This is a genomic window from Massilia solisilvae, from assembly GCF_024753215.1.
Classification (GTDB): domain Bacteria; phylum Pseudomonadota; class Gammaproteobacteria; order Burkholderiales; family Burkholderiaceae_D; genus Telluria; species Telluria solisilvae.
Genome location: NZ_JANUGV010000002.1, coordinates 1,010,705 through 1,035,040, shown reverse-complemented (window position 1 = coordinate 1,035,040; position 24,336 = coordinate 1,010,705). Strand labels below are relative to the sequence as shown.

23 protein-coding genes and 2 tRNA genes are annotated in these 24,336 nt (G+C 63.3%); 4 read left to right on the top strand and 21 right to left on the bottom strand.

The features are described from left to right. On the top strand, window positions 1-776 hold a 776-nt coding region (locus tag NX773_RS12940; RefSeq protein ID WP_258856706.1), incomplete at its 5' end, for a hypothetical protein. Window positions 777-841: 65 nt separating this feature from the next. Here NX773_RS12940 and NX773_RS12935 read toward each other — a convergent pair. The 7 genes from NX773_RS12935 to NX773_RS12905 all read right to left on the bottom strand — a co-directional run bounded on the left by NX773_RS12935 (window position 842) and on the right by NX773_RS12905 (window position 7,562). Continuing rightward, the gene (locus tag NX773_RS12935) at window positions 842-1,729 is read right to left on the bottom strand and encodes an HNH endonuclease (protein ID WP_258856744.1); all 888 of its coding nucleotides are present in this window, start codon (window positions 1,727-1,729) and stop codon (window positions 842-844) included. A 523-nt stretch (window positions 1,730-2,252) separates the two neighbouring features. Further along, window positions 2,253-2,329, bottom strand: a tRNA-Arg gene (locus tag NX773_RS12930). 70 nt (window positions 2,330-2,399) lie between these two features. Next, window positions 2,400-2,476, bottom strand: a tRNA-Pro gene (locus NX773_RS12925). Between the two features lie 55 nt (window positions 2,477-2,531). Continuing rightward, window positions 2,532-3,872 carry a phosphoglucosamine mutase gene (gene glmM / locus NX773_RS12920; RefSeq protein WP_258856705.1) on the bottom strand — a complete coding sequence of 447 codons (1,341 nt, stop codon included), beginning with the start codon at window positions 3,870-3,872 and terminating at the stop codon, window positions 2,532-2,534. Window positions 3,873-3,894: 22 nt separating this feature from the next. Beyond that, window positions 3,895-4,731, bottom strand: coding sequence for a dihydropteroate synthase (folP, locus tag NX773_RS12915; RefSeq protein WP_258856704.1), 837 nt, complete (start codon window positions 4,729-4,731; stop codon window positions 3,895-3,897). Window positions 4,732-4,802: 71 nt separating this feature from the next. Continuing rightward, the gene (gene ftsH / locus NX773_RS12910; protein ID WP_258821899.1) at window positions 4,803-6,686 is read right to left on the bottom strand and encodes an ATP-dependent zinc metalloprotease FtsH; all 1,884 of its coding nucleotides are present in this window, start codon (window positions 6,684-6,686) and stop codon (window positions 4,803-4,805) included. Between the two features lie 189 nt (window positions 6,687-6,875). Beyond that, complete coding sequence (locus NX773_RS12905) at window positions 6,876-7,562, bottom strand: RlmE family RNA methyltransferase (protein WP_258821900.1); 687 nt, start codon at window positions 7,560-7,562, stop codon at window positions 6,876-6,878. Window positions 7,563-7,608: 46 nt separating this feature from the next. Here NX773_RS12905 and yhbY point away from each other — a divergent pair, with 46 nt between their 5' ends. Further along, window positions 7,609-8,076, top strand: a complete 468-nt coding sequence (gene yhbY / locus NX773_RS12900) for a ribosome assembly RNA-binding protein YhbY (RefSeq protein ID WP_258821901.1) — start codon at window positions 7,609-7,611, stop codon at window positions 8,074-8,076. A 145-nt stretch (window positions 8,077-8,221) separates the two neighbouring features. On the opposite strand, the gene NX773_RS12895 is transcribed toward yhbY, so the two are convergent. The 6 genes from NX773_RS12895 to NX773_RS12870 all read right to left on the bottom strand — a co-directional run bounded on the left by NX773_RS12895 (window position 8,222) and on the right by NX773_RS12870 (window position 15,424). After that, window positions 8,222-8,677: a DUF4149 domain-containing protein gene (locus NX773_RS12895; protein ID WP_258856703.1), complete on the bottom strand. Its 456-nt coding sequence runs from the start codon at window positions 8,675-8,677 to the stop codon at window positions 8,222-8,224. Window positions 8,678-8,679: 2 nt separating this feature from the next. Further along, window positions 8,680-9,159, bottom strand: coding sequence for a transcription elongation factor GreA (greA, locus tag NX773_RS12890; protein ID WP_258821903.1), 480 nt, complete (start codon window positions 9,157-9,159; stop codon window positions 8,680-8,682). Window positions 9,160-9,266: 107 nt separating this feature from the next. Continuing rightward, window positions 9,267-12,497 carry a carbamoyl-phosphate synthase large subunit gene (gene carB, locus NX773_RS12885; protein ID WP_258856702.1) on the bottom strand — a complete coding sequence of 1,077 codons (3,231 nt, stop codon included), beginning with the start codon at window positions 12,495-12,497 and terminating at the stop codon, window positions 9,267-9,269. Beyond that, complete coding sequence (gene carA, locus NX773_RS12880) at window positions 12,497-13,663, bottom strand: glutamine-hydrolyzing carbamoyl-phosphate synthase small subunit (RefSeq protein WP_258856701.1); 1,167 nt, start codon at window positions 13,661-13,663, stop codon at window positions 12,497-12,499. The genes carB and carA overlap by 1 nt, the downstream gene beginning before the upstream one ends. Before the next feature lie 423 nt (window positions 13,664-14,086). Beyond that, entirely contained in the window at window positions 14,087-14,500 is a 414-nt protein-coding gene (locus tag NX773_RS12875; protein ID WP_258821906.1) for a heme-binding protein, read from the bottom strand. A 21-nt stretch (window positions 14,501-14,521) separates the two neighbouring features. Beyond that, window positions 14,522-15,424: a patatin-like phospholipase family protein gene (locus NX773_RS12870; protein WP_258856700.1), complete on the bottom strand. Its 903-nt coding sequence runs from the start codon at window positions 15,422-15,424 to the stop codon at window positions 14,522-14,524. A gap of 140 nt (window positions 15,425-15,564) precedes the next feature. Here NX773_RS12870 and NX773_RS12865 point away from each other — a divergent pair, with 140 nt between their 5' ends. Next, window positions 15,565-16,416: a DUF6624 domain-containing protein gene (locus tag NX773_RS12865; protein ID WP_258856699.1), complete on the top strand. Its 852-nt coding sequence runs from the start codon at window positions 15,565-15,567 to the stop codon at window positions 16,414-16,416. Between the two features lie 4 nt (window positions 16,417-16,420). On the opposite strand, the gene phoR is transcribed toward NX773_RS12865, so the two are convergent. From phoR to pstS, 7 genes are all read right to left on the bottom strand, one after another. After that, window positions 16,421-17,713, bottom strand: a complete 1,293-nt coding sequence (gene phoR / locus NX773_RS12860; protein WP_258856698.1) for a phosphate regulon sensor histidine kinase PhoR — start codon at window positions 17,711-17,713, stop codon at window positions 16,421-16,423. Between the two features lie 114 nt (window positions 17,714-17,827). Continuing rightward, window positions 17,828-18,520 (bottom strand): response regulator, encoded by a 693-nt coding sequence (locus tag NX773_RS12855; RefSeq protein WP_258856697.1) that lies wholly within the window; start codon window positions 18,518-18,520, stop codon window positions 17,828-17,830. Continuing rightward, window positions 18,520-19,221, bottom strand: coding sequence for a phosphate signaling complex protein PhoU (phoU, locus tag NX773_RS12850; protein WP_258856696.1), 702 nt, complete (start codon window positions 19,219-19,221; stop codon window positions 18,520-18,522). Before phoU ends, NX773_RS12855 begins: the two co-directional genes overlap by 1 nt. A 25-nt stretch (window positions 19,222-19,246) precedes the next feature. After that, entirely contained in the window at window positions 19,247-20,047 is an 801-nt protein-coding gene (gene pstB, locus NX773_RS12845; RefSeq protein ID WP_307728531.1) for a phosphate ABC transporter ATP-binding protein PstB, read from the bottom strand. Window positions 20,048-20,066: 19 nt separating this feature from the next. Next, window positions 20,067-20,927 carry a phosphate ABC transporter permease PstA gene (pstA, locus tag NX773_RS12840; RefSeq protein ID WP_258856695.1) on the bottom strand — a complete coding sequence of 287 codons (861 nt, stop codon included), beginning with the start codon at window positions 20,925-20,927 and terminating at the stop codon, window positions 20,067-20,069. Continuing rightward, entirely contained in the window at window positions 20,924-21,937 is a 1,014-nt protein-coding gene (gene pstC / locus NX773_RS12835) for a phosphate ABC transporter permease subunit PstC (protein WP_258821913.1), read from the bottom strand. The genes pstA and pstC overlap by 4 nt, the downstream gene beginning before the upstream one ends. A 70-nt stretch (window positions 21,938-22,007) precedes the next feature. Beyond that, complete coding sequence (pstS, locus tag NX773_RS12830) at window positions 22,008-23,048, bottom strand: phosphate ABC transporter substrate-binding protein PstS (RefSeq protein ID WP_258856694.1); 1,041 nt, start codon at window positions 23,046-23,048, stop codon at window positions 22,008-22,010. Between the two features lie 207 nt (window positions 23,049-23,255). Here pstS and NX773_RS12825 point away from each other — a divergent pair, with 207 nt between their 5' ends. Further along, complete coding sequence (locus tag NX773_RS12825) at window positions 23,256-23,714, top strand: SixA phosphatase family protein (RefSeq protein WP_258856693.1); 459 nt, start codon at window positions 23,256-23,258, stop codon at window positions 23,712-23,714. A 300-nt stretch (window positions 23,715-24,014) separates the two neighbouring features. On the opposite strand, the gene NX773_RS12820 is transcribed toward NX773_RS12825, so the two are convergent. After that, window positions 24,015-24,335 carry a PilZ domain-containing protein gene (locus NX773_RS12820; RefSeq protein WP_258856692.1) on the bottom strand — a complete coding sequence of 107 codons (321 nt, stop codon included), beginning with the start codon at window positions 24,333-24,335 and terminating at the stop codon, window positions 24,015-24,017. Window position 24,336 lies beyond the last annotated feature (1 nt).

Sequence of the window (24,336 nt, the reverse complement as noted above, 5' to 3'; positions counted from 1 at the left end):
AGGTGACCTGGAAGGCTCAAGGGCTGGCAACTGTAGATAGGGCAATGGGCATCGGCGCAATCCCGTTCAACGATAAATTTATGGTGACACAGTTCAACCGTTTCCACTCCTTGGACGGAGTCGACTGGCGCGATAAGTCTGGATTAGCAGCGTTGCCGATAGGTTCGGCCATCTCGACCAAGAGCTCAATAGCTGGAGCAACAGAACGTCACGAACACATCGTTAGCGAAGAGACAATTCCGCGTGTTATCGGTTCAATGGCAATACAGTTACACGACGGAATTTGGCTGTACGCGCCGCAAGGCTTTAGTCCAGAGGCGGCGCCGGTCATCATCAATAATTCCTCCTGGTCCTGGCACGAACTCAGCAAGCGGGCGACATTCGCTGGTGCACGGGCTTATGTGGGCAGCCTTTTCCCCGTAACAGACACAGAAGCACAAGAGGTGGGCCAGGCGCTGTTCGACCGCCACATTGCACAGCAGCTTCCTAAGGCGCTTTGGGCAGCCCAACGGGACATTTATGCCCCGTCTGCACGACGGCCGTATGTCATGATTGGATTACCGTTCGTTGCGATTCCTAGAAATACGGCGGACTCGTTATCATTTTTGAGACGGGCGTATATCGACGCAATCGAGCATTGGTCCGCCAAGGCGAAACTATCTCCTCATGAAGAAATTTGGAGCAATGCCGACCGTTTTTCACGTTTCCTCATGGAAGATATGATGGAGTTCCAGCGGAAACTGACACCTCGAAGACCTGGACGCGGCGTGGCGTGACTTCGGCAATACGTACGCCATATGGGTCACTGTCCGAGGAAACTGAGTCGTCTGAGGACGACTCATCATGTTTCGTAACCGTGGGCCCGACGATGTGCGGCCAAGTAGGGAATGTGCTGCCGGTTTGTAAACCGCAACGTTGAGTGCATTGTGAGGCCAACGCTAGCAAGGTCGTCATGACTTAACGAGTTCGTCAAAAGACGACCATCATCTGCAAATGAAATCAGCCCTCTATCGAAAAGCCTATCGACTGAGGCAGCGAGGAGGAGGCCATTGTGAGGGTCAAGTCGCTCCGCATTCGTGCTTTGCGACCAAGGTTTCGCGTGCGAAGCAATAAGAGCGCACAGGACCGAGCAGTTCGTCACAGCACATTGATAGCCCCATAACTCCAACAACCTTTGGCGATAGGTCCCCTGCCCCACCCTCGCATTAACAAGGGATTGCCTTTCCGTTGCGGTCAAAGAGATGCAAAGCGGGTCGGAGTCTATCTCCGAGACGGCCTCGAGTTGGCCAAATGCCGAGCGCGTGTCATTCCCATCAATGTTGTCACATCCGTCCTCAGCGACCTTCGACGCATCCCTACTCCTGCTGACGACTACCGTTGGGACTCTGCTCCCAATCGTTCCTGCCGATGTCGGTGTGCATGTTAAGTCGCTTTCGCCCGCCAGGCCCGGCAAATGCGCATCCGGCTGAATCAGAGCACCGTTAGCTAAATGCCGGAGTTCTGGCGAAAGCCAATAGCTCGAAATCGCTAACTTGCCAAGTCCGACAGAACCATGACGTTTTTTCCCTAACTTACCGTCGGTAGTCGCCCGTACAAGCCAGCCGTCATGTACAACGCGGCGTACGACTTCCTGTATATCTGTCGTATAAACGCCGCCGCCGTTGCGGTCAGGGTTCTTCGCAGTTGATAACGCGAACCCGTATCGCCCGGTCTGTTTTTGTGACTTCATGAACGGGAAGAGCACTTCTCCATTCGCCGCAATGAGCGCAAATCGCCGGTCCAACGTCATGCCGCTTCCTTAGCCAGTTTGATTTTGAGCTGACTTGCCACGGTCAGTGACATCAGCGACGGGGGTGTAAGGGCTCGGTCTGCGCCATTCAACACTTGAAGGAAACACCGAAAGCCTCCCACGCTACTGTGCACGAAGAAATATCGGACAGCAACACACAATCAAGAGCTCGCACCGGGAGCGCCGGATATAAGTGTGGCCTCAGGTCGCCCCACTTGTCGCAGTGTCCGCGCGCTCGTTCGCTTCACCTTCCAGTACCCGTTGATGGTGCTAAAGTGATTTTGAAGAACGAAAGTTACAGCGAATTTTCTTACACTACATGCGCGCGAGACGTATCACCATCTTGCTTCCCGTGAGAAACGGTATCGCTTGAATTGGGGTACTACCCGGGTACTGAACTACCTCAACTGTTGGGGAGCGCCTAATGGAAAACTGAAGGCACCCGCTAACCCGTTGATTTTATTGGCCTGCCCAGCTGGGTTCGAACCAGCGACCCTCAGCTTAGAAGGCTGATGCTCTATCCAACTGAGCTATGGGCAGACGATGCGCGGCGCTGGCCGCGTGGATGCAAAAACGGGCCGTCCTCGGACAGCCCGCTTTCTTGAAACGGTGGTCGGAGTACAAGGATTCGAACCTTGGACCCCCTGCTCCCAAAGCAGGTGCGCTACCGGGCTGCGCTACACTCCGATTGAAACGATCATACCGCGTCGGGTATGGCGCGTCAATGTAACCAAAAAGCTGTTCAGGCCGCCAGCTTGTCGGCGATCCGCTTGGCCATGCTCTCCGCCAGCGACGCGCTCTTGGCCTCGACCATCACGCGGATCAGCGGCTCCGTGCCAGACGGGCGGATCAGCACCCGGCCGGCATCGCCCAGCTCGCGCTCGACCGCTTCCTTCTCGGCCACCACGGCCGAGTCGCGCGTCCAGTCGAAGCCCGGCGTGACCCGTTTGTTGATCAGCGTTTGCGGATACAGCTTGAGGTCGGCGCAGCACTCGGCCAGGCTCTTGTTGGCGCGCTTGAGCGCCGACAGCACTTGCAGCGCCGAGATGATGCCGTCGCCGGTCGTGTGCTTGTCGAGCGCCAGCAGGTGGCCCGAGCCCTCGCCGCCGAACAGCCAGCCGCGCTCCTGCATCACCTCGAGCACGTAGCGGTCGCCCACCTTGGCGCGCGCAAAACCGATGCCCAGCTCCTTGAACGCCACTTCCAGCGCCATGTTGGTCATGAGCGTGCCGACCGCGCCCGCCACCGGGCCCACCGCCAGCCGGTCGCGCACCATCACGTACAGCAGCTCGTCGCCGTTGTACAGGCGCCCGCTCGCGTCGCACATGATCAGGCGGTCGGCGTCGCCGTCCAGCGCGATCCCCAGATCAGCCTTGTGCTCGACCACCGCCTCCGACATCGCCTTCGGTGCAGTCGCGCCCACGCCCGCGTTGATGTTGAATCCGTCCGGCTTGGCGCCGATCGCCACCACTTCCGCGCCCAGCTCGTGGAACACGTGCGGTGCGATGTCATAGGCGGCGCCGTTGGCGCAGTCCACCACGATCTTCAGCCCGCGCAGGTCGAGCTCGTTCGGGAACGTGCTCTTGCAAAATTCGATGTAGCGGCCGCCGGCATCGCGCAGGCGCGTCGCGCGGCCCAGCTTGTCGGACGGCACGCAGCCCATCGGCCGGTCGATCGCCTGCTCGATTTCCAGTTCCACCGCGTCCGGCAGCTTGGTTCCCAGTTCCGAGAAGAACTTGATGCCGTTGTCCTGGAACGGGTTGTGCGAGGCCGAGATCACCACGCCTGCCTGCAGCCGCAGCGCGCGCGTCAGGTAGGCAATCGCCGGCGTGGGCATCGGGCCGGCCAGCATCACGTCCACGCCGGCGGCGGAAAAGCCGGCCTCCAGCGCCGCCTCCAGCATATAGCCGGAAATGCGGGTGTCCTTGCCGATCAGGACCACCGGGCGGCCACTGGCCGAGGTCGTGCCCTTTGCCAGCACCGTGCCGGCCGCGTAGCCAAGCCGCATGACGAAGTCTGGCGTAATGGGCGACTGGCCCACGAGGCCGCGAACGCCATCCGTACCGAAATATTTGCGAGCCATTTGTTCTCTTTTATTTGTTCAGTTAGTCGGCGGTCGCCGCCTGCCATACCTTGAGCGCGTCGACCGTTTCTGCAACATCGTGCACTCGGACAATTCTAGCGCCATGCGCTACGGCAGCCAATGCCGCACACAAACTTCCTGCAAGACGTTTCTCTACAGAACGACCCGTTACCGCACCAATCATCGACTTGCGCGACAGGCCTGCCAGCACGGGCAGGCCGAGCTCATCGCGAATGCGCCCGAGGTGGCGCAGCAGTGCGTAGTTGTGCTCGACCGTCTTGCCAAACCCAAAGCCGGGATCGACGCAGATCCGCTCACGGTCGATGCCGGCGGCCACCATCGCGTCCACCCGCTCGCGCAGGAAATCGATCACCTCACGCACTACGTCGGTATAGACCGGCTTTTCCTGCATCTGTTGCGGAGTTCCCTGCATGTGCATGACGCACAGCCCGCAGTCGCTGTCGGCCACCGCCTCGATCGCGCCCGGGGCCCGGAACGCGTTGATGTCGTTGATCATGTCGGCGCCCGCGATGATGGCCTCGCGCATGACCTCGGGCTTGCAGGTGTCCACCGACAAAGGCTTTTCCAATCCCTTGAGCGCGTACAGCGCCGGCATTACGCGCCGCAGCTCCTCCTCGACCGGCACGCTGGGCGAGCCGGGCCGGGTCGATTCGCCGCCCACGTCGATCATGTCCACGCCGTCAAGCACCATCTGCTCGGCGCGCTCGACCGCGAACTCGAGCGACGGGTAGCTGCCGCCATCGGAAAAGGAATCGGGGGTGACGTTCAGGATGCCCATCACCAGGGTCCGCTTGTCGAGGTTGAAATCGAAGCGGCCGCATTGAAGAAATTGACGCATGTGAGTAAATCCAGGTCGTTAACAAGCGAAAGGCACCCGCTTGGGTGCCTTTCAGGGCAAGGTTCAGGAAATCAGGCGTGTGCCGTCTGGTTCTGCGCCACGCCGCCATCGCGGTCGCCCGGGGGCGTGCGCTTGGTCAGCAGGCCCGTTTTCGGCGGGCGCGGTTCGTGGCCGGCCATGATGTCGTTGATCTGCTCGGCATCAATGGTTTCCCACTCGAGCAGCGCCTTGGTCATCATTTCGACCTTGTCGCGGTTCTCTTCGAGCAGGCGGCGCGCCAGCGCGTACTGCTGGTCGAGGATGGCGCGGATCTCGGCGTCCACCTTCTGCTGGGTCGCCTCGGAGATGGTCTTGGTCGAGCCGCCGAAGAAGCCTTCGTTGGCGTCGTCCTCGTACACCATCACGCCCATGCTCTCGCTCATGCCGAAGCGCGTGACCATCGAGCGCGCCAGCTTGGTGGCACGCGAGAAGTCGTTCGACGCGCCGGTGGACATCTGGCCGACGAAGATCTCTTCGGCGATGCGGCCACCGAACAGGATCGAGATCTCTTCCAGCATCTTGTCCTTGTAGCCCGACAGACTGTCATGCTCCGGCAGCTGCCAGGTCAGGCCCAGCGCATAGCCGCGCGGCATGATCGTCACCTTGTGCACCGGGTCGGCCTTCGGCAGCAGCTTGGCGATCACCGCGTGGCCCGACTCGTGGTAGGCCGTGTTGCGGCGCTCTTCCTCGCGCATGACCATCGACTTGCGCTCCGGACCCATGAAAATCTTGTCCTTGGCGTCTTCGAAGTCGCTCATCTCGACCAGGCGCTTGCTGCGGCGTGCCGCGAACAGCGCAGCCTCGTTGACCAGGTTGGCCAGGTCGGCGCCCGAAAAGCCCGGGGTGCCGCGCGCCAGAATGTCGGCCTTGACGTCGGTGGCGATCGGCACCTTGCGCATATGCACGTTCAGGATTTGCTCGCGGCCGCGGATGTCCGGCAGGCCCACCATCACCTGGCGGTCGAAGCGGCCCGGGCGCAGCAGCGCCTTGTCCAGCACGTCGGCACGGTTGGTCGCGGCGATCACGATCACGCCCGACGACGCCTCGAAGCCGTCCATTTCCACCAGCAGCTGGTTCAGGGTCTGCTCGCGCTCGTCGTTGCCGCCGCCCATGCCGGCGCCACGATGGCGGCCGACCGCGTCGATCTCGTCGATGAAGATGATGCACGGCGAATGCTTCTTGGCGTTCTCGAACATGTCGCGCACACGGGATGCGCCCACGCCGACGAACATTTCAACGAAGTCCGAACCCGAGATCGAGAAGAACGGCACCTTGGCTTCACCCGCGATGGCACGCGCCAGCAGGGTCTTGCCGGTACCCGGGGGGCCCACCATCAGCACGCCGCGCGGGATGCGGCCGCCCAATTTCTGGAACTTGGTCGGGTCCTTCAGGAAGTCGACGATCTCGCCCACTTCTTCCTTCGCCTCGTCGCAACCGGCGACGTCGGCAAAGGTGACGGTATTGTTGGTCTCGTCCATCATGCGCGCCTTGCTCTTGCCGAACGAGAACGCGCCGCCCTTGCCCCCGCCCTGCATCTGGCGCATGAAGAACACCCACACGCCGATGAGCAGCAGCATCGGGAACCAGGAAATGAACACTTGCTGCAGGAACGACGGCTCCTCGGGCGGCTTGACGTCGAAGTGCACGTTGTTGTCGCGCAGGTCGCCGATCAGCCCGCGATCGAGCATGGTGGCGGTCGAACGCACCTTGCTGTCGTCGGTCCGGGTGGCCGTGATGTTGGAACCCTCGATGACAACGTCCTTGATGCGCTTTGCCTTCACGTCATCGAGCAGTTCGGAATAAGCAATGGTCTTGCTCCCGCCTGCGACGCTGTGGTTGTCGAACTGCTTGAACAGCATGAACAACAGCAGCGCGACGACCACCCAGATGGCGGACTTGGAAAACATATTATTCACGAAAACTCCTCCGATGCGGCACGCATCTTGACAGATTTTAGAATGCCGATTTTACCCGCAATAACCAGGCCGTGCCACGCAGCACTACAGGACGCTGCCGAAATACCACTTTTATAGCATTTCGCAGCGACCAGCAGGCGATTTTTCACGACTTTACAGGCCTCTCGCGAGTGATGTGCGGTTGCGGACTCAAATATCAAGGGCCGAATCATCCGTTTCGTCACTTTTCTGCTGGGCGGGATGCTTGAGCCCGCGGCCCAGCAGGAAGATTTCCGACGACTTGTCGCGGCTGGCCTTGGGCTTGACCTGCTTTACGGTCCGGAACTCGTCGCGGAACTTCTCCAGGATCTGGGTAAAGCCCATGTCCTTGAAGCACTTCACCAACAATGCGCCAGATGGCTTCAGGTGGAGTTGAGAGAACTCAATCGCCAAATCGATCAGGTGCTCCATGCGCGCTGCATCGGCGGCCGGGATGCCTGACAGGTTCGGCGCCATGTCCGACAGCACCAGGTCGGCTTTGCGGCCGGCCAGCACCTCGTCCAGCTGGGCCAGGATGTCTTCCTCACGGAAGTCACCTTGTATAAAATGCATGTCCGCGATCGGTTCCATCGGCAGGATGTCCAGCCCGATCATCGTGCCGTGGATGCCGCCCCCCTCTTTGCCCGCCAGCTTGCGGCGGGTGTACTGGCCCCAGCTGCCGGGGGTGCAGCCAAGGTCGACGATGACCTGGCCAGGCTTGATCAGCTTTTCCGCCTCGTCGATTTCCTTGAGCTTGTAGGCGGCACGTGCGCGGTAGCCCTCTTTCTGCGCCAGTTTCACGTACGGATCATTAATGTGGTCGTGCAACCAGTTTTTGTTTAATTTGTTCTTGGCCATTCGCGTAGAATACTGCTTTTAAAGGATCATCCAAAAGAATTACATTATGCTTACACTGACTCCCGCCGAACGCAGCGCGCTGCGCGCCGAAGCCCACGGTCTCAATCCGGTGGTCATGATCGGCGAAGCCGGCCTGACCCCGGCCGTGATGAAAGAGATCGCCAAGAGCCTGGACGCGCACGGCCTGATCAAGGTGCGCGTGTTCGGCGACGACCGCGAAGAGCGCATTGCGATCTACGAGCAGATCTGCGCCGAGCTTGACGCGGCCCCGGTGCAGCACATCGGCAAGCTGCTGGTCCTGTACCGCCCCAAGAAGGAAGCCGAGAAAGAACGCAGCAGCGCCGGCAAGGGCATGCGCATGGTTACCATCGTCAAGCCGAGCCCCAGCGGCCGGACCAAGCCGACGGTCAAGAAGGTTTTGCTCAAGGGGAACGAACGGGTCACGGCGGGCGGCAACATCAAGCGCGCCAAACCGCGCCAGGCCAGTACCAAGAAGGGCGCACTGAACAAGTGATCGAAAGCCGGGGCCAGTCCCCGGTTTTTTGTTGGCGTTTCCCGTAGGGTGGGCAGCTTGCTGCCCACGCGTCCAGCCAAAGCAGGCATTGCCGTAGCGCGTCGGTCATTTGTACGCGTGGGCAGACGAGCTGCCCACCCTACGATCAGCGGCTTTTCAGCACCAGCACCGCGCCCAGCAGGCTCTCCACCATGTGCAACACCTGCGACACCCCGTGCATGGCCGCAAATTGCGTCCAGTACGGCGACGCCCTCACCCCGGCCGGCCCGGCGGCCTCGCGCATGCGCGCCATCGCCGGTTGCAGCCCCAGGTAGATCACCAGCGCGCACGCCAGCATCACCACCACCACGATCACCAGCGCACGCTTGCGCTTTGCGTCCAGGTCCTGCGCAAACCGCGCCAGCACCAGCAGCACCAGCGCGCACGCCATGGCCAGCCACGCCTGCCGCTCCAGCAGCGCCCCGACGATCTCGCCAGCCTGCGTGGACGGCAGCATGCGAAACACCGTGGGCGCCGCCACGTAGCCAAGCGCCCACAGGCTGCCTGCCCACAGCACCGCCACCAGCAGGCGCGCACCGCGCAGCACCGCGGCCCGTTCCATGATCAGATGTAGCGAACTTCCAGGATTTCGTACTCGCGCGGGCCCGACGGCGCCTGCACCTCGACCACGTCGCCGGCGTACTTGCCGATCAGCGCGCGCGCGATCGGCGAGGTCACCGAGATCTTGTTCAGCTTGAGGTCCGCTTCATCCACGCCCACGATCTGGTAGGTCACCTTCTGGCCATTTTCCAGGTCTTCCAGGTCCACGGTCGAAGCGAACACCACGCGGCCTTCGGCGTCCAGCGTGGCCGGGTCGATCACCTGGGCGCTGGAGAGCTTGTTTTCCAGTTCCATGATGCGCCCCTCGATGAAGGCCTGGCGCTCCTTGGCCGCGTCGTATTCCGCATTCTCGGACAGGTCGCCGTGCGAGCGCGCCTCGGCGATCGCCTCGATCACCTTCTTGCGTTCCTGCGTTTTCAGCTGGTGCAGTTCGTCCTTCAGGAGCTGGGCGCCAAATTTGGTCAGTGGAACCGTTGTGTTCATATTTAATGTACTTCTAGCGTTTGTTTGTGGACGTACCAAGCGAAAACCACAGAGGCGCACGGCTTGGGCCGCACGAGCTCTGTGGTTTTACGGGTACTGCTTGGTGCTTAGTTTAAGGCCTTATGGAGACCTTGTAAATCGTAGACGCGCAACTGGTCCAGGCAGCGCATGCCCTGGATCGCCGCCTCCGCGCCCGCGATCGTGGTATAGGTCACCACGCGCGCCTGCAGCGCCGAGGTACGGATCGTGCGCGAGTCCGCGATGGCGCTGCGCTTTTCCTCGACCGTGTTGACCACCATTGCGATCTCGTGGTTCTTGATCATGTCCACGATGTGCGGGCGGCCCTCGATCACCTTGTTGACCGCGGTGACCGGAATGCCGGCCGCCTGGATCACGGCCGCGGTGCCCTTGGTGGCCACCAGCGTGAAGCCCAGCTCGGCCAGGTCGCGCGCCACCTGCACGGTGCGCGGCTTGTCCGATGCCTTCACCGACAGGAACACTTTGCCCGACTCCGGCATCTGGATGCCTGCGCCCAGCTGCGACTTCACAAAAGCCTCGCCGAAGGTCGCGCCCACGCCCATCACCTCGCCGGTGGACTTCATCTCCGGCCCGAGGATGGTGTCCACGCCCGGGAACTTCACGAACGGGAATACGGCTTCCTTCACGCTGAAGAACGGCGGCACCACTTCGCGGGTCACGCCCTGCTGCGCCAGCGACTGTCCCACCATGCAGCGCGCCGCGATCTTGGCCAGCTGCAGGCCGGTGGCCTTGGACACGAACGGCACGGTCCGCGATGCGCGCGGATTCACCTCCAGCACGTACACGGTATCCTGCATCTTGCCGTCCACTTCCTGGCGCTGGATCGCGAACTGCACATTCATCAGGCCCACCACGTTCAGGCCCTTGGCCATCAGCGAGGTCTGGCGCTTCAGTTCATCGATGGTCTCCTGGGCCAGCGAATACGGCGGCAGCGAGCAGGCCGAGTCGCCCGAGTGCACGCCGGCCTGTTCGATGTGTTCCATCACGCCGCCGATGAAGGTGGTCTGGCCGTCCGAGATGCAGTCCACGTCGCATTCGATCGCGTCGTTCAGGAAGCGGTCCAGCAGCACCGGCGAGTCGTTCGACACCTTGACCGCTTCGCGCATGTAGCGCTCCAGGTCGCGCTGCTCGTGCACGATCTCCATCGCGCGGCCGCCCAGCACGTACGACGGGCGCACCACCAGCGGGTAGCCGATCTCGGTGGCCAGCGCCAGCGCCTCGGCTTCAGTGCGCGCGGTGCGGTTCGGCGGCTGGCGCAGGCCCAGCTCGTGCAGCAGCTTCTGGAAGCGCTCGCGGTCTTCGGCCGCGTCGATCATGTCCGGCGAGGTGCCGATGATGGGCACGCCGTTGGCCTCCAGGTCGAGCGCGAGCTTGAGCGGGGTCTGGCCGCCATACTGCACGATCACGCCTTCCGGCTTTTCCAGCTCCACGATCTCGAGCACGTCTTCCAGCGTCAGCGATTCGAAATAGAGGCGGTCCGAGGTGTCGTAGTCGGTCGACACGGTCTCCGGATTGCAGTTGACCATGATGGTCTCGTAGCCGTCCTCGCGCATCGCCAGCGCCGCGTGCACGCAGCAGTAGTCGAACTCGATGCCCTGGCCGATCCGGTTCGGGCCGCCGCCCAGCACCATGATCTTCTTCTTGTCGGTCGGGTTGGACTCGCACTCCTCGTCGTAGGTCGAGTACATGTACGCGGTGTTGGTCGCAAATTCGGCGGCGCAGGTGTCCACGCGCTTGTACACCGGGCGGATGCCCAGCGCATGGCGGCGCTTGCGCACTTCGTCCTGCGTCACGTGCAGCAGGAACGCCAGGCGGCGATCCGAGAAGCCTTTTTGCTTGAGCTTGTACAGCGTGGTCTTGTCCAGGTTTTCCAGCTTCTGGTGATCCAGCCACAGCTCCAGGTCCACGATCTCCTTGATCTGCACCAGGAACCACGGGTCGATCTTGGTCAGCGCGTGCACTTCTTCCAGCGTGAAGCCCTGCGCGAACGCGTCGCCCACGTACCAGATGCGCTCCGGACCCGGCTCGCCCAGTTCCTCTTCGATGACCTCGCGGTCACGGGTCTTCTCGTTCAGGCCATCCACGCCCACTTCCAGGCCGCGCAGCGCTTTCTGGAACGACTCCTGGAAGGTGCGGCCGATCGCCATCACCTCGCCCACCGATTTCATCTGGGTGGTCAGGTGCTTGTCCGCTGCCGGGAACTTCTCGAACGTAAAACGCGGCACCTTGGTCACCACGTAGTCGATCGACGGCTCGAACGAAGCCGGGGTCGCGCCGCCGGTGATCTCGTTGCGCAGCTCATCCAGCGTAAAGCCGACCGCCAGCTTGGCCGCCACCTTGGCGATCGGGAAGCCGGTCGCCTTCGATGCCAGCGCCGACGAACGCGACACGCGCGGGTTCATCTCGATCACGATCATGCGGCCGTCGGCCGGGTTGATCGAGAACTGCACGTTCGAGCCGCCGGTGTCCACGCCGATCTCGCGCAGCACCGCGAGCGACGCGTTACGCATGATCTGGTATTCCTTGTCCGTCAGCGTTTGTGCCGGGGCCACGGTGATCGAGTCGCCGGTGTGCACGCCCATCGGGTCCAGGTTCTCGATCGAGCACACGATGATGCAGTTGTCCTTCTTGTCGCGGACCACTTCCATCTCGTACTCCTTCCAGCCGATCAGCGATTCCTCGATCAGCAGTTCGGAGGTCGGCGACGCTTCCAGGCCGCGCTTGCAGATGGCCTCGAATTCCTCTTCGTTGTAGGCGATGCCGCCGCCGGTGCCGCCCATCGTGAACGACGGGCGGATGATGACCGGGAAGCCCAGCTCGCGCTGCACTGCGCGCGACTCGTCCATCGAGTGCGCGATGCCCGAGCGTGCCGAACCCAGGCCGATCTTGGTCATCGCTGCCTTGAACTTGGCACGGTCCTCGGCCTTGTCGATCGCTTCCGGCGTGGCGCCGATTAGCTCGACCTTGTACTTGTCCAGCACGCCGTTGCGGTGCAGGTCCAGCGCGCAGTTCAGCGCGGTCTGGCCGCCCATCGTCGGCAGGATCGCGTCGGGGCGCTCCTTCTCGATGATCTTCTCGACCACCTTCCACGTGATCGGCTCGATGTAGGTCACGTCGGCCATCTCGGGGTCGGTCATGATGGTCGCCGGGTTCGAGTTGACCAGGATGACCTTGTAACCCTCTTCGCGCAGGGCCTTGCAGGCCTGCGCGCCGGAGTAGTCGAACTCACAGGCCTGGCCGATGATGATCGGGCCAGCGCCGATGATCAGGATGCTTTTGATGTCACTACGTTTTGGCATTACTTTTTCTCCACGGCGGCTTGCATCAGGCTGATGAAGCGATCAAACAGGTAGGCAACGTCGTGCGGGCCCGGCGAGGCTTCCGGGTGGCCCTGGAAGCAGAACGCCGGCTTGTCGGTACGGGCAAAGCCCTGCAGCGAGCCGTCGAACAGCGACACGTGGGTCACGCGGCAGTTGGACGGCAGCGTTTGCGCATCCACCGCAAAGCCGTGGTTCTGCGAGGTGATCATGACCTGCTTGCTATCCAGGTCCTGTACCGGGTGGTTGGCGCCATGGTGGCCAAACTTCATCTTGAGCGTCTTCGCGCCGGATGCCAGTGCCATGATCTGGTGGCCAAGGCAGATGCCGAAGGTCGGGATGCCGGTCTCGATCAGCTCGCGCACCGCTTCGATCGCGTAATCGCATGCAGCCGGGTCGCCGGGGCCGTTGGCCAGGAAGATGCCGTCCGGGTTGAGCGCCAGCGCTTCAGCCGCAGAGGTCTGCGCCGGCAGCACCGTGATGCGGCAGCCGCGCTCGGCCAGCATGCGCAGGATGTTGTACTTCACGCCGTAGTCGAATGCGACCACGTGGAATTTCGGGTTCTCCTGCTTGCCGTAGCCGCGGCCCAGCTTCCACTCGGTCTGGTCGAATTCATACGGCGTTTTGGTGGACACGACCTTGGCCAGGTCCATGCCGTTCAGGCCCGGGAAGGAGCGCGCCAGTTCCAGCGCCAGCGCCGGCTGCGGCTCCGAACCCTGGGTGCCGACCAGGATCGCACCGCTCTGGGCACCCTTTTCGCGCAGGATGCGGGTGAGCTTGCGGGTATCGATGCCGGCGATGGCCACGACGTTCTCGGCCTTCAGGTAGTCCGACAGCGTTTGGGTCGAACGGAAGTTCGATGCCAGCAGCGGCAGGTCGCGGATGATCAGGCCGGCCGCGTGCACCTTCGACGCTTCCACGTCTTCCGGATTGACGCCGACGTTGCCGATGTGCGGATAGGTCAGCGTGACGATCTGGCGCGAGTAGCTGGGGTCGGTCAGAATCTCCTGATAACCCGTCATCGCGGTGTTGAAGACGACTTCACCGGTGGTGTGGCCGGCAGCGCCGATCGAATATCCTTTGAAAATCGTGCCGTCGGCAAGAGCCAGGATGGCGGGGACGGCTGGGCCAGAAAAAAATGGCGGCAAGGGTAACTCCCTAATAAAGTTACCGTAGCGGCGCCACGTGTGAACGACATTCGGACAAGATATCCGCTTTAGTTATCGCGGATTGAAACGTCATTCACGGTGAAGAGAGGCGGTGTAGGCGCTACGGCAGGTGTATTGATGGCTAAACCCTGAAATTATATCCCAGGGACACCTGTCCGGCAATCGAGCGCCGACTAAATCGAGGAGTTTTTAGCTGTACATGCACGCGAAGCGAATGACATTTCACCAGACCATTCACGGCAGCAATAACTGATGAGCTATCCACGTCGTCCCGGCGAACGCCGGGACCCATGCTGAGTGAACCAAGGAGGAGACAGCACGTTACCGCACAGGGTCCATGCAGCCCGGCAATCCGCCGGGATGACGTTCGACAGGGACGGAAAGAACGAGAGATAACGCTGTTCAGGCAGCCAGGCCAAGCGCTGCGATGCCAGCCTTGGCAATCTGCGCATCTTCGGCCGATTTCACGCCGGAGACGCCCACCGCCCCGACCACATGGCCATCGACCACGATCGGCACGCCACCCTCGAGCATGCCCTCGATCTCGGGCGCGGTCATGAACGAATAGCGGCCGTTGTTGATCAGCTCTTCGTAGATCCTGGACTCGCGCTTGCCCAGCGCCGCGGTCTTGGCCTTGGCCGGCGCAATGTACGCGGAAACCGGCGCCACCCCGTCCAGGCGTTGCAGCCACAGCAGGTGCCCGCCGTCGTCCACGATCGAGATCACCACTTTCCAGTTGTTGCGGTTGGCCTCGTCTTCGGCTGCCGCCGCGATCTTCTTCACGTCGTCCAGGGTCAGGACAGGTTTCATTTGCATGGATTGCATCCTCAGGTTGGGTTAAGACTGCTGCTTGGCCTTGAGCTTGGCCTTGATTTGCGGGAGCGCGGCGGCGGCGGCCTGCTCCCCGGCCAGGATGGCCAGGTTGCGGCCGTTAAAGTCGCTGCTGCCCATCGTGCCCAGCGGCGGGGTGATCACCACGTCCGCGTCCTTGAGCTCGAAATGGTTCAGGCGCTGGCCCATGATGTTCGCGGTCTGCATCAGCACGTCCAGCGAGCTGTTGGTGGCCTGCCCTTCGGTCGAGCTCGAGATGTTCACGGCAATGATGAAGTCCGCGCCCATCTCGCGCGCAAAGCGCACCGGCACCGGCGCCACCAGCCCGCCGTCCACGTAGGTCCGGTCGCCGATCTTCACCGGCTGGAACACGCCCGGCACCGACGAGGATGCGCGCACGGCCAGCCCCGTGTTGCCGCGCCTGAACAGGATCGGCTGCCCATTCTTCAGGTCGGTGGCCACGCAGCCGAACGGAATCTTGAGCTTTTCGATCGGCGTGCCATGCACGGCCTTGTTCACGTAATTCTGCAGCGCGTCGCCCTTGAGCACGCCGGACGACTTGCTAAAGAACGGAATCGCCCAGTCGGAAATGGTCGCCTCGTCCATCTCCAGCGCGATCTTCTGCAGCTGGAAGCCACTGTAACCGTAAGCGTACAGCGATCCGACCACCGAGCCCGCACTGGTGCCCACCACGATGTCCGGCACGATGCCCTGCGCCTCCAGCGCCTTGATCACGCCGATGTGCGCGAACCCGCGCGCGGCGCCGCCGCCCAGGGCGAGCGCGATCTTGAGCTTGCGAGGCGGGATGGTAACGGCAACGGGAGTGGTGAGCGGGACCTTCGGTTCACTGCCACAGCCGGCCAGCGCCAGGCCGGCCAGGGCGAAAAGAGCGGTACGTCGAGAAAGCATGATTGGTGGCGGGAAAAGTGCAAGCGGGAATTGTACCCCTTTCGCGCACCGGATCGTTGCCGCAGCTTCCTGCCGTAAATACCATGCCCGGCCACAGGTGGAGTAAAGTGTCCTGTCGAAACTTTGGAAAGTAGCAAGAAATGCAAAACAATCAGCGCTTCCGGTCCCTGGGCCTGCTCGTCTCTGGCGCATTGCTGGCGCAAGGGGCACTGGCCGCGGAAACGGCAGCCGGGACGGCGGAACTGCGTGGCTGCGTTCGCGGTCCCGTGCCTGCGGGCCTGAAGGCGGTCGCCATCGCGGTGACCCAGAACCCGCCCGCGCAGCATCCCCTGGCTTTCAACGGCGCCTGCTACACCGCAACCCTGCCCAAGGGAATCTACCTGGTCCGCGCCGACGCGCCCGGCCTGGTGGGCAAGGCCCCGCTGGTTCAACTCGACGCGCCGGCACAACGCGACCTGACGCTGATCCCGGAAAAGGGCTCCAATCCCGCACTGGCCGACCGGCTTGCCGAGCTGGCCCGGGTCGATCAGGAGATGCGGCAGAACCTTGACCCGACCAACCAGGCCGCAATCCAGAAGATGATCGAGGTCGACAAACAGAACCAGAAGGAACTGCGCCGCATCCTCGACACCTACGGCTGGCCCAGCGCGGAACTGGTCGGCTACGCCGGCGCGCACCACGCCTGGCTGTTGACGCAGCACGCGCCCGACCAGGTGATCAAGCGCATGCTGCCGTCGATGAAGGCTGCCGCCGAACATGGCGATCTGTACGCCGGCAACGTCGCGCTGACCATCGACCGCGTACTGGTCAACGAAGGCAAGAAGCAGCTCTACGGCAGCCAGTTCCGCCAGACGCAGTCCGGGGGAATTCAGGTGCAGCCGGTCGAGGACCCCAAGCACCTCGACGAGCGCCGCGCCAAGATGGGAATGGAACCCTTCGCGCAGTACCGCGCCATGGTCCTGCAGGCGAGCCAGGGGCCCAAGCAGCGCTGATCGGTCAAGCGTGCAGCGAGGTGTTCGGCAGGCAGGCGATGAAGGTGCTGCCCTTGCCTGGCTGCGACTCGATCTGCAGGCGCCCGCCATGGCGCGCCAGCACGTGCTTGACGATCGCCAGGCCCAGCCCGGTGCCCTGGGTCTCGCGCGAGCGGCTCTTGTCCACCCGGTAGAAGCGCTCGGTCAGGCGCGCGATGTGCTGCGGGTCGATGCCGATGCCGCTGTCCTGCACCGAAAAGCGCAGGTCGTCGGGCCCACGTTGCCACGACAGCACGATGCGCCCGCCGTTGGGTGAATAGCGCACCGCGTTCGACGCCAGGTTGCCGAATGCGCTGCGCAGTTCGTCCAGGCTGCCCATCACGTCGGGGCCGTCCACGTGCACTTCGATTTCGTGGCGCCCGCCCGACAGCGCCCTCGCCTCCCCGGCCACCGCCTCGACCAAAGCCTTCACGTCCACCTGCTCGCGCTTGAGCGGGTACTCGTCCGACTCCAGCCGCGACAGGGTCAGCATGTCCTCGATCAGCCGCTGCATGCGCTGCGCCTGCTCGGTCATCAGCTTCAGGTGCGACAGGCGCGTGGCCTGGTCCATGCCGGGGTCGGCCAGCGCGATTTCAAGAAAGCCCACCACCACGGTCAGCGGCGTGCGCAGCTCGTGCGAGGCGTTGGCGATGAAGTCGCGCCGCATTGCCTCCACGCGCTCGGCTTCGGTCGCGTCGTGCGTGACGAGGATCTGGCGCCGGCTCTGGAACGGGATTACCCGCACCTCGAGCTTGCGGCCGCGGAAGTGCAGCGTCAGCGGGTGCTCGTAGCGGCCCAGGATGACGTAGTCGATGAATTCGGGTGCGCGCACCAGGTTGGTCACGCGGCGGCCCTTGTCGCGCTCCAGCGTCAGGCCCAGGTGCTTGCCGGCGGCGCGGTTGCACCATTCGAGCTGCAGCACGTCGTCCATGATCGCCACGCCCTCCGGCAGCAGCTGCATCGCCTCGCGAAAGCGCGCCAGCCACTCGGCCAGCTCGGCCTGGTTGCGCTCGTCGTCGCGGCGAATGCGGTACAGGCGCGCGAACACGTCGGTCCACGAGCCCCAGCCGTCCGGCAGCTTGCCGCTGTGCGGGTCGGTGAGCCATTCGTCCAGCTGCTGCAGGTAGGACAGCTGCATCAGCAGCATGCCGACCACGATCAACAGCGCCAGCGCCAGGGCGGAAACGGGGCCGGACATCCACCAGACTACGCCGGCGGCGGCAAATACCAGGGCCACGCGCAGCAGGGCTGGGACCCAGAACAGCAGTTTTGGATTCATTCAATGTTAGCTAATAAACCGTCGTCCCCGCGAAGGCGGGGACCCATGCTGAGCTTGCACTCACGCGTTCCATGGGTTCCCGCCTGCGCGGGAACGACGTGTTTGGGGCACGTCTTATGTTTGTTTTTCGGACAGCATATACCCGACACTGCGGATTGTCTTGATCAGCCCGTCGGCCGGCCCCAGCGCCTTGCGCAGGCGCCCCACGTGCACGTCCACCGTGCGCTCCTCGATCACGGCATGGTCCCCCCACACTTTGTCGAGCAGCTGCCCGCGCGAGAACACGCGCTCGCGGTGAGCCAGCAGGAACTTGAGCAGCTTGTATTCGGCGTTGCCGATCTCGATCGGCTTGCCTTCCACCGTCACGGTGCAGCTGCCCGGTTCCAGCACAACGGGCCCGGCGGACAGCGGCGCGTCGGCCACGTGCGGGCTCTTGCGGCGTAGCAGCGCGCGGGCGCGCGCCAGCAGCTCGCGCGGCGAAAACGGCTTGGTCACGTAATCGTCGGCGCCGGTCTCGAGCCCCGCGATCTTGTCCTCTTCCATGCTCTTTGCGGTGAGCATGATGACCGGGATATCCTTGAAGTCGCGGTCGGCACGGATGCGGCCCAAAAAGCGCAGGCCGCTCTGGTCGGGCAGCATCCAGTCCAGCAGCAGCAGGTCCGGGCGGCGCTGCCCGATCGCGGTCCAGGCCGAGGCGGTGTCGCCCACCGAGGCGACCTCCCAGCCGGCTTCGCGCAGCGAATAGCTCACCAGCTCGACGATCGCCGGCTCGTCCTCGACAATCAGTACGCGGGTCGGCTCGGCCATCAGACTTCGTTCTCGCTCGGCGGTTTGATGGTGTGGCGGATGTCGCGGCCTTCAACGACGTAGATCACGTATTCGGCGATGTTCTTGGCGTGGTCGCCGATGCGCTCGATCGCCTTGGCCACCCACAGCGTGTCCAGCGCCGGCGAGATCGTGCGCGGGTCTTCCATCATGAAGGTGATCAGGTTGCGCAGCACCGAGCGGAACTCGTGGTCGATGACCTCGTCCGCCGCGATCAGCTCCAGCGCCTGCTTGCCGTCCAGGCGCGCGAAGGCGTCCAGCGCGTCGTGCAGCAGGTCGCAGGTGGCGCGCGCGATGGTGCGCATCATGTCGTAGTGGGCAAAGCCGATCGTGCCGCGCGCGTGCAGGCTCTTGGAGGTGCGCGCGATCTTGGTCGCCTCGTCGCCGATGCGCTCCAGGTCGGTGATGACCTTGATGGTCGCCATCACCGTGCGCAAGTCGTTCGCGGCCGGCTGGCGGCGCACGATCAGGTGGCTGCAGGCGTCGTCCAGCTGCACTTCGAGCTGGTTGACGGCGTGGTCGTCGGCCATCACCTTGTCGGCCCGGGCCGGGTCGCCGACCTTGAAGCAGTTGAGCGCTTCCTCGAACTGCGTCTCGACCATGCCGCCCATCTGCAGCACCTTGGAGCGGATCGCTTCCAGCTCCTGGTCGTACTGCTTGGATGAATGAAGCTCGCCTACCATACGTGTGTTCTCCGTCCTGTTTTGGTCAGCCGAAGCGGCCGGTAATATAGTCCTGCGTCTCTTTGCGCGAGGGGTTCATGAACAGCTGGTCGGTCTCGCCGAATTCCACCAGTTCGCCCAGGTACATGTAAGCAGTGTAGTCCGAACAACGCGCTGCCTGTTGCATATTGTGGGTCACGATCGCGATCGTGTAATCCTGCTTGAGCTCGCTGATCAGTTCCTCGATCTTGGCGGTCGAGATCGGGTCCAGCGCCGAGGTCGGTTCGTCGAGCAGCAGCACGTCGGGCTTGACCGCCACGCCGCGCGCGATGCACAGGCGCTGCTGCTGGCCGCCCGACAGCGACAGGCCGCTCTTGTTCAGCTTGTCCTTGACCTCGTCCCACAGCGCGCCCTTCTTCAGCGCCCACTCGACGCGCTCGTCCATCTCGCCCTTGGACAGGTTCTCGTACAGGCGTACGCCAAATGCGATGTTGTCATAAATCGACATCGGGAACGGGGTCGGCTTCTGGAACACCATGCCGACCTTGGCGCGCAGCATGTTCACATCCAGGCCGGGGTCGAGGATGTTGCGGCCCTTGTACACGATGGCGCCCTCGGCGCGCTGGCCCGGGTACAGGTCATACATCCGGTTGAGCGTGCGCAGCAGCGTGGACTTGCCGCAGCCGGACGGGCCAATGAAGGCCGTCACCTGCTTGTCGTGGATGTCGAGGTTGATGTCCTTCAGGCTCTGCGTCTTGCCATAGAAGAAATTCAAGCCGGAAATCTCGATGGTCTTGACCTTCTCCACCGTTTCGGTCGGGGCCTGCATGGTCATGGGCTGGATCATGGAATTCATCGTTCGGGTGTTAGCGCGGCGCCTTCTGGCTGAAGACGGTGCGCGACAAAATGTTAAGCAGCAGTACGCTGAAGGTGATCAGGAGCGAGCCGCCCCAGGCCAGCGTGCGCCAGTCGTCGTACGGGCTCATTGCAAACTGGTAGATCACGGCCGGCAGGCTCGACATCGGCGCGTTCATGTCGGTGCTGAAGAACTGGTTGCCCAGCGCGGTGAACAACAGCGGCGCGGTTTCGCCGGCAATGCGGGCCAGCGCCAGCAGCACGCCGGTGATGATCCCCGCCTTCACCGCCCGCAGGCGCACCATCAGCGCCACCTTCCAGCGCGGCGCGCCCAGCGCGAACGCGGCTTCCAGCAGGCTGTTCGGGACCAGGCGCAGCATGTTGTCGGTGGTGCGCACGACCACCGGAATGGCGATCAGCGACAGCGCGATCGAACCGGCATAGCCGGCAAAGTGCCTGGCGTTGGCCACGTAGAGGGCATAGACGAACAGGCCGATCACGATCGACGGGGCCGACAGCATGATGTCGGTCACGAAGCGCGTCACCTGGGCGAACTTGTTGCGCTCGCCATACTCGGCCAGGTACATGCCGGCCAGGATGCCGACCGGGGTGCTCACCAGCGTGGACAGGCCCACCATCAGCAGCGAGCCGACGATCGAATTGCGCAGGCCGCCGCCTTCGCTGCCCGGCGGGGGAATGTCCTGGGTAAAGAGCGCCGGCGACAGTGCGGCACAGCCCTTGACCAGCAGCGTGGCGAGGATCCAGAGCAAAAAGCCCAGGCCCACGGCCATCGCCAGCACCGACAGCGCGATGCCGATGCGGTGCCCCAGCAGGCGCCGGCGGTACACGGGATTCATGGCGGCAGTCTTCATTTGACGCCTTCCTTGCGGGACATGGCAACCAGCATCAGTTTGGCAGCGGACAACACGATAAAGGTAATGGTGAACAGGATCAGGGCCAGCGCGAACAGCGAGGCCATGTGCAGCGGCGCGGCCTCGCCGAATTCATTGGCCAGGGTCGAAGAAATCGAGGCGCCCGGCCCGAGCAGCGACCACGACAGTTCGTTGGCATTACCGATGACAAAGGTCACGGCCATCGTTTCGCCCAGCGCGCGGCCCAGGCCCAGCATCACGCCGCCCACCACGCCGTTGCGGGTGTAGGGCAGCACGACCTTGCGCACCACTTCCCACTTGGTGCAGCCCAGGCCGTAGGCCGATTCCTTGAGCACGGCCGGCACGATCTCGAACACGTCGCGCATCACCGACGAGATGAAGGGAATGATCATCACCGCCAGGATCACCCCGGCGGTCAGGACGCCCACGCCCATGATCGGCCCCTGGAACAGCGGCCCGATGAAGGGCAGCTTGCCCAGCGTGCTCTTGAGCACCGGTTCCACGTGGTCGGCAAACAGCGGCGCGAACACGAACAGGCCCCACATGCCGTAGATAATGGACGGCACGCCCGCCAGCAGCTCGACCGCGGTACCCAGCGGCCGGCGCAGCCAGGCCGGGCAGATTTCAGTAAGGAACAGCGCGATGCCGAAGCTGACCGGGAAGGCCAGCGCCAGCGCGATGATCGAGGTGGACAGCGTGCCCCAGATCGCGATCAGCGCGCCGAACTGCTCGTTGGTCGGGTCCCAGTCGCTCGACGTGATGAAGCCGGGGCCGAATTTTTCGAAGGCCGGCGCGGCGCCGATGGCCAGCGAGACGATGATCCCGACCAGCACCAGCAGCACCGAGGCCGCGAACAGCCAGGTGATTTTGTGAAAGAAAAAATCCTGGATGCGCTGGTTGCGCATGGTGGTGCGCAGCGCAGCCTGGCTGGCATCGGCCGTGTCCGGCTCTGCCCGCCTGGCGATGGCGACGGTGGATGGCGCGCTCATTGTCCTCTTGACTCGATTGCCGGCAGTAAAGCGCCCGGGAGCGGGCGCCGCCTGCCTTGTTCTTGTTGACTTACCAGATGGCCTTGCCCGAAGCGTCTTTCAGGTTGGCCTTCCATGCGTCGCCCACCAGCTTGGTCACGTTGGCCGGCATCGGCACGTAATCCAGCTCGGTGGCGGCCTGGCCGCCGTGCTTGTAGGCCCAGTCGAAGAACTTGAGCACTTCCTTGCCGCGCGCGGGGTCGGCCTGAACCTTGTGCATCAGGATGTACGAGGCGCCGGTGATCGGCCATGCCGCCTTGCCCGGCTGGTCGGTCAGCACCACGGCCATGCCGGGGGCCTTGGCCCAGTCGGCGTTGGCGGCGGCAGCCTTGAAGGTGTCGTCGTCCGGCTGCACGAACTGGCCGTCGTGGTTCTTCAGCTGGGTGTGCGACATCTTGTTCTTCTTGGCGTAGGCCCACTCGACGTAGCCGATCGAGCCCTTGATGCGCTGCACGTTGGCGGCTACACCCTCGTTGCCCTTGCCGCCCACGCCGGTGGCCCACTTGACCGCGGTGCCGGCGCCGATCTTGCCCTTGAACTCGGGGCTGGACTTGGACAGGTAGTCGGTGAACAGGAACGAGGTGCCCGAACCGTCGGCGCGGTGCACCACGGTGATGTCCTCGTCCGGCAGTTTGACGCCCGGGTTCAGCGCGGCGATGGCCGGCGCGTTCCATTTGGTAAGCTTGCCCAGGTAGATATCGGCCAGCACCGGGCCGGTCAGCTTGAGCTGGCCCGGGGTGACGCCGGGCAGGTTGACGATGGCGACCACACCGCCCATGATGGCCGGGAACTGGAACAGGCCTTCCTTGTTCAGCTCGTCAGCCGCCAGCGGCATGTCGGAGGCGCCGAAATCGACGGTTTTCGCCTTGATCTGCTTGATGCCGGCGCCCGAGCCGACGGATTGGTAGTTCAGGCCGGTTCCGGTGGCCTTTTTGTACAGTTCTGCCCACTTGGCATAGATCGGGAACGGGAAAGTGGCGCCGGCGCCGGTGATGTCGGCGGCCTGGGCGGTTGCGCCGAATGCGGTCGAAGCGGCAACGGCAATCGAAACGAACAGGTGCTTCATGCGCATGACAAGTCCTCTTGGGTTGGTGGCACGGTTCTGATTGCTGTGCAGTGTACCGGCCAAATATGACAAGTTAATGACATGAACAGGATGCGCCCGTCCAGCCGGGCGAGCCGGCGACATCTTGTCCCGATCCCGGATTATTTGCCGCACAATTGAGCAGTCTTGAACGAATCGCGGCCTGGCCGCTCGAACCCACGCACGGAGGAAGCAATGGAACTGATCCTGTGGCGCCACGCCGACGCCGAAGACGGCGACCCCGACCGCCTGCGCGAGCTCACCCCGCTCGGCCACAAGCAGGCGGCGCACCTGGCCGACTGGCTCAACGTGCGCCTGCCCGAGCATTGCCGCATACTTGTCAGTCCTGCAACGCGCACCCAGCAGACGGCCGACAAGCTGGAACGCGATTATGACGTGGCGGAGGCGGTCGGGCCGGGCGCCGACCCGCACGCGGTGCTGCAGGCGGCGCACTGGCCGCACGCGCAAGGCGCGGTGCTGGTGGTGGGACACCAGCCCACCTTGGGCCGGCTCGCATCGAAGCTGCTGTTCGGGCGCGCGCATGACATCGACTTTCCCCGCGGCGCGGTGTGGTGGTTCGAGCAGCGCGACCCGCACGACGACACCACCTTGTGCCTCAAAGCGGTGATGACGCCGGACATGACATTGAAATAGGCCGCGCTGTTCACCTTGCCAATGTGCTCGGCCTTTACCTACGCTGGAAGCGGATCAACCAGATGGAGGGGATGCTCAAAGGCGTTTTCAACTTATGTTCGACGTGATTGGCGTAGCAATGTTGGGCGGCATGGTCGCAATGGTCTTTTACGAACTCTACCAGGATGTCCGTGAACGGCATGAGGGCCTGCATGATCACTATCACGAATAGTGAAGCAACCTGCACGGCGGGTGACAAGCGATGAGAAAAGCGGCGAGGCCATCGACAAGGCGCTCGCCGCTTGCCGTTTGAGCGGCCGCTCAGCGCAGAAAGCGGGTGATGATGGTCGAACTGGCCGCGTCCAGGTTCACAAACTGGAAACCGACCTTGAACTGGCCCTGGCTGAAAATGCAGTACACGGCCTTGGCCCGGGCGGTGACGTGGTTGGGCTTGCCATCGAGCATCACATCGAAGCGGACAGAAGCCCCCTGCCCGGCCTGGACCGGGTCGGCAAAGCCCACACTCATGCCGTCGGTGCCGATGTCGAGGGTACGGCCCTCGACGGTCTGGTTGCCATCGAGCGCGACCATGGCGCGGCTCTTGATGACTTTGCGCTGGGACTTCCTTTGTTCTGGTAACACG

What these genes read in the sequence shown, in the direction of transcription:
- NX773_RS12935 (WP_258856744.1), bottom strand. Translation starts at nt 1,729, where the DNA reads ATGAAGTCACAAAAACAGACCGGGCGATACGGGTTCGCGTTATCAACT.
- glmM (WP_258856705.1), bottom strand. Translation starts at nt 3,872, where the DNA reads ATGGCTCGCAAATATTTCGGTACGGATGGCGTTCGCGGCCTCGTGGGC.
- folP (WP_258856704.1), bottom strand. Translation starts at nt 4,731, where the DNA reads ATGCGTCAATTTCTTCAATGCGGCCGCTTCGATTTCAACCTCGACAAG.
- NX773_RS12905 (WP_258821900.1), bottom strand. Translation starts at nt 7,562, where the DNA reads ATGGCCAAGAACAAATTAAACAAAAACTGGTTGCACGACCACATTAAT.
- yhbY (WP_258821901.1), top strand. Translation starts at nt 7,609, where the DNA reads ATGCTTACACTGACTCCCGCCGAACGCAGCGCGCTGCGCGCCGAAGCC.
- NX773_RS12895 (WP_258856703.1), bottom strand. Translation starts at nt 8,677, where the DNA reads ATGGAACGGGCCGCGGTGCTGCGCGGTGCGCGCCTGCTGGTGGCGGTG.
- greA (WP_258821903.1), bottom strand. Translation starts at nt 9,159, where the DNA reads ATGAACACAACGGTTCCACTGACCAAATTTGGCGCCCAGCTCCTGAAG.
- carB (WP_258856702.1), bottom strand. Translation starts at nt 12,497, where the DNA reads ATGCCAAAACGTAGTGACATCAAAAGCATCCTGATCATCGGCGCTGGC.
- NX773_RS12875 (WP_258821906.1), bottom strand. Translation starts at nt 14,500, where the DNA reads ATGCAAATGAAACCTGTCCTGACCCTGGACGACGTGAAGAAGATCGCG.
- NX773_RS12870 (WP_258856700.1), bottom strand. Translation starts at nt 15,424, where the DNA reads ATGCTTTCTCGACGTACCGCTCTTTTCGCCCTGGCCGGCCTGGCGCTG.
- NX773_RS12865 (WP_258856699.1), top strand. Translation starts at nt 15,565, where the DNA reads ATGCAAAACAATCAGCGCTTCCGGTCCCTGGGCCTGCTCGTCTCTGGC.
- phoR (WP_258856698.1), bottom strand. Translation starts at nt 17,713, where the DNA reads ATGAATCCAAAACTGCTGTTCTGGGTCCCAGCCCTGCTGCGCGTGGCC.
- NX773_RS12855 (WP_258856697.1), bottom strand. Translation starts at nt 18,520, where the DNA reads ATGGCCGAGCCGACCCGCGTACTGATTGTCGAGGACGAGCCGGCGATC.
- phoU (WP_258856696.1), bottom strand. Translation starts at nt 19,221, where the DNA reads ATGGTAGGCGAGCTTCATTCATCCAAGCAGTACGACCAGGAGCTGGAA.
- pstB (WP_307728531.1), bottom strand. Translation starts at nt 20,047, where the DNA reads ATGATCCAGCCCATGACCATGCAGGCCCCGACCGAAACGGTGGAGAAG.
- pstA (WP_258856695.1), bottom strand. Translation starts at nt 20,927, where the DNA reads ATGAAGACTGCCGCCATGAATCCCGTGTACCGCCGGCGCCTGCTGGGG.
- pstC (WP_258821913.1), bottom strand. Translation starts at nt 21,937, where the DNA reads ATGAGCGCGCCATCCACCGTCGCCATCGCCAGGCGGGCAGAGCCGGAC.
- pstS (WP_258856694.1), bottom strand. Translation starts at nt 23,048, where the DNA reads ATGCGCATGAAGCACCTGTTCGTTTCGATTGCCGTTGCCGCTTCGACC.
- NX773_RS12825 (WP_258856693.1), top strand. Translation starts at nt 23,256, where the DNA reads ATGGAACTGATCCTGTGGCGCCACGCCGACGCCGAAGACGGCGACCCC.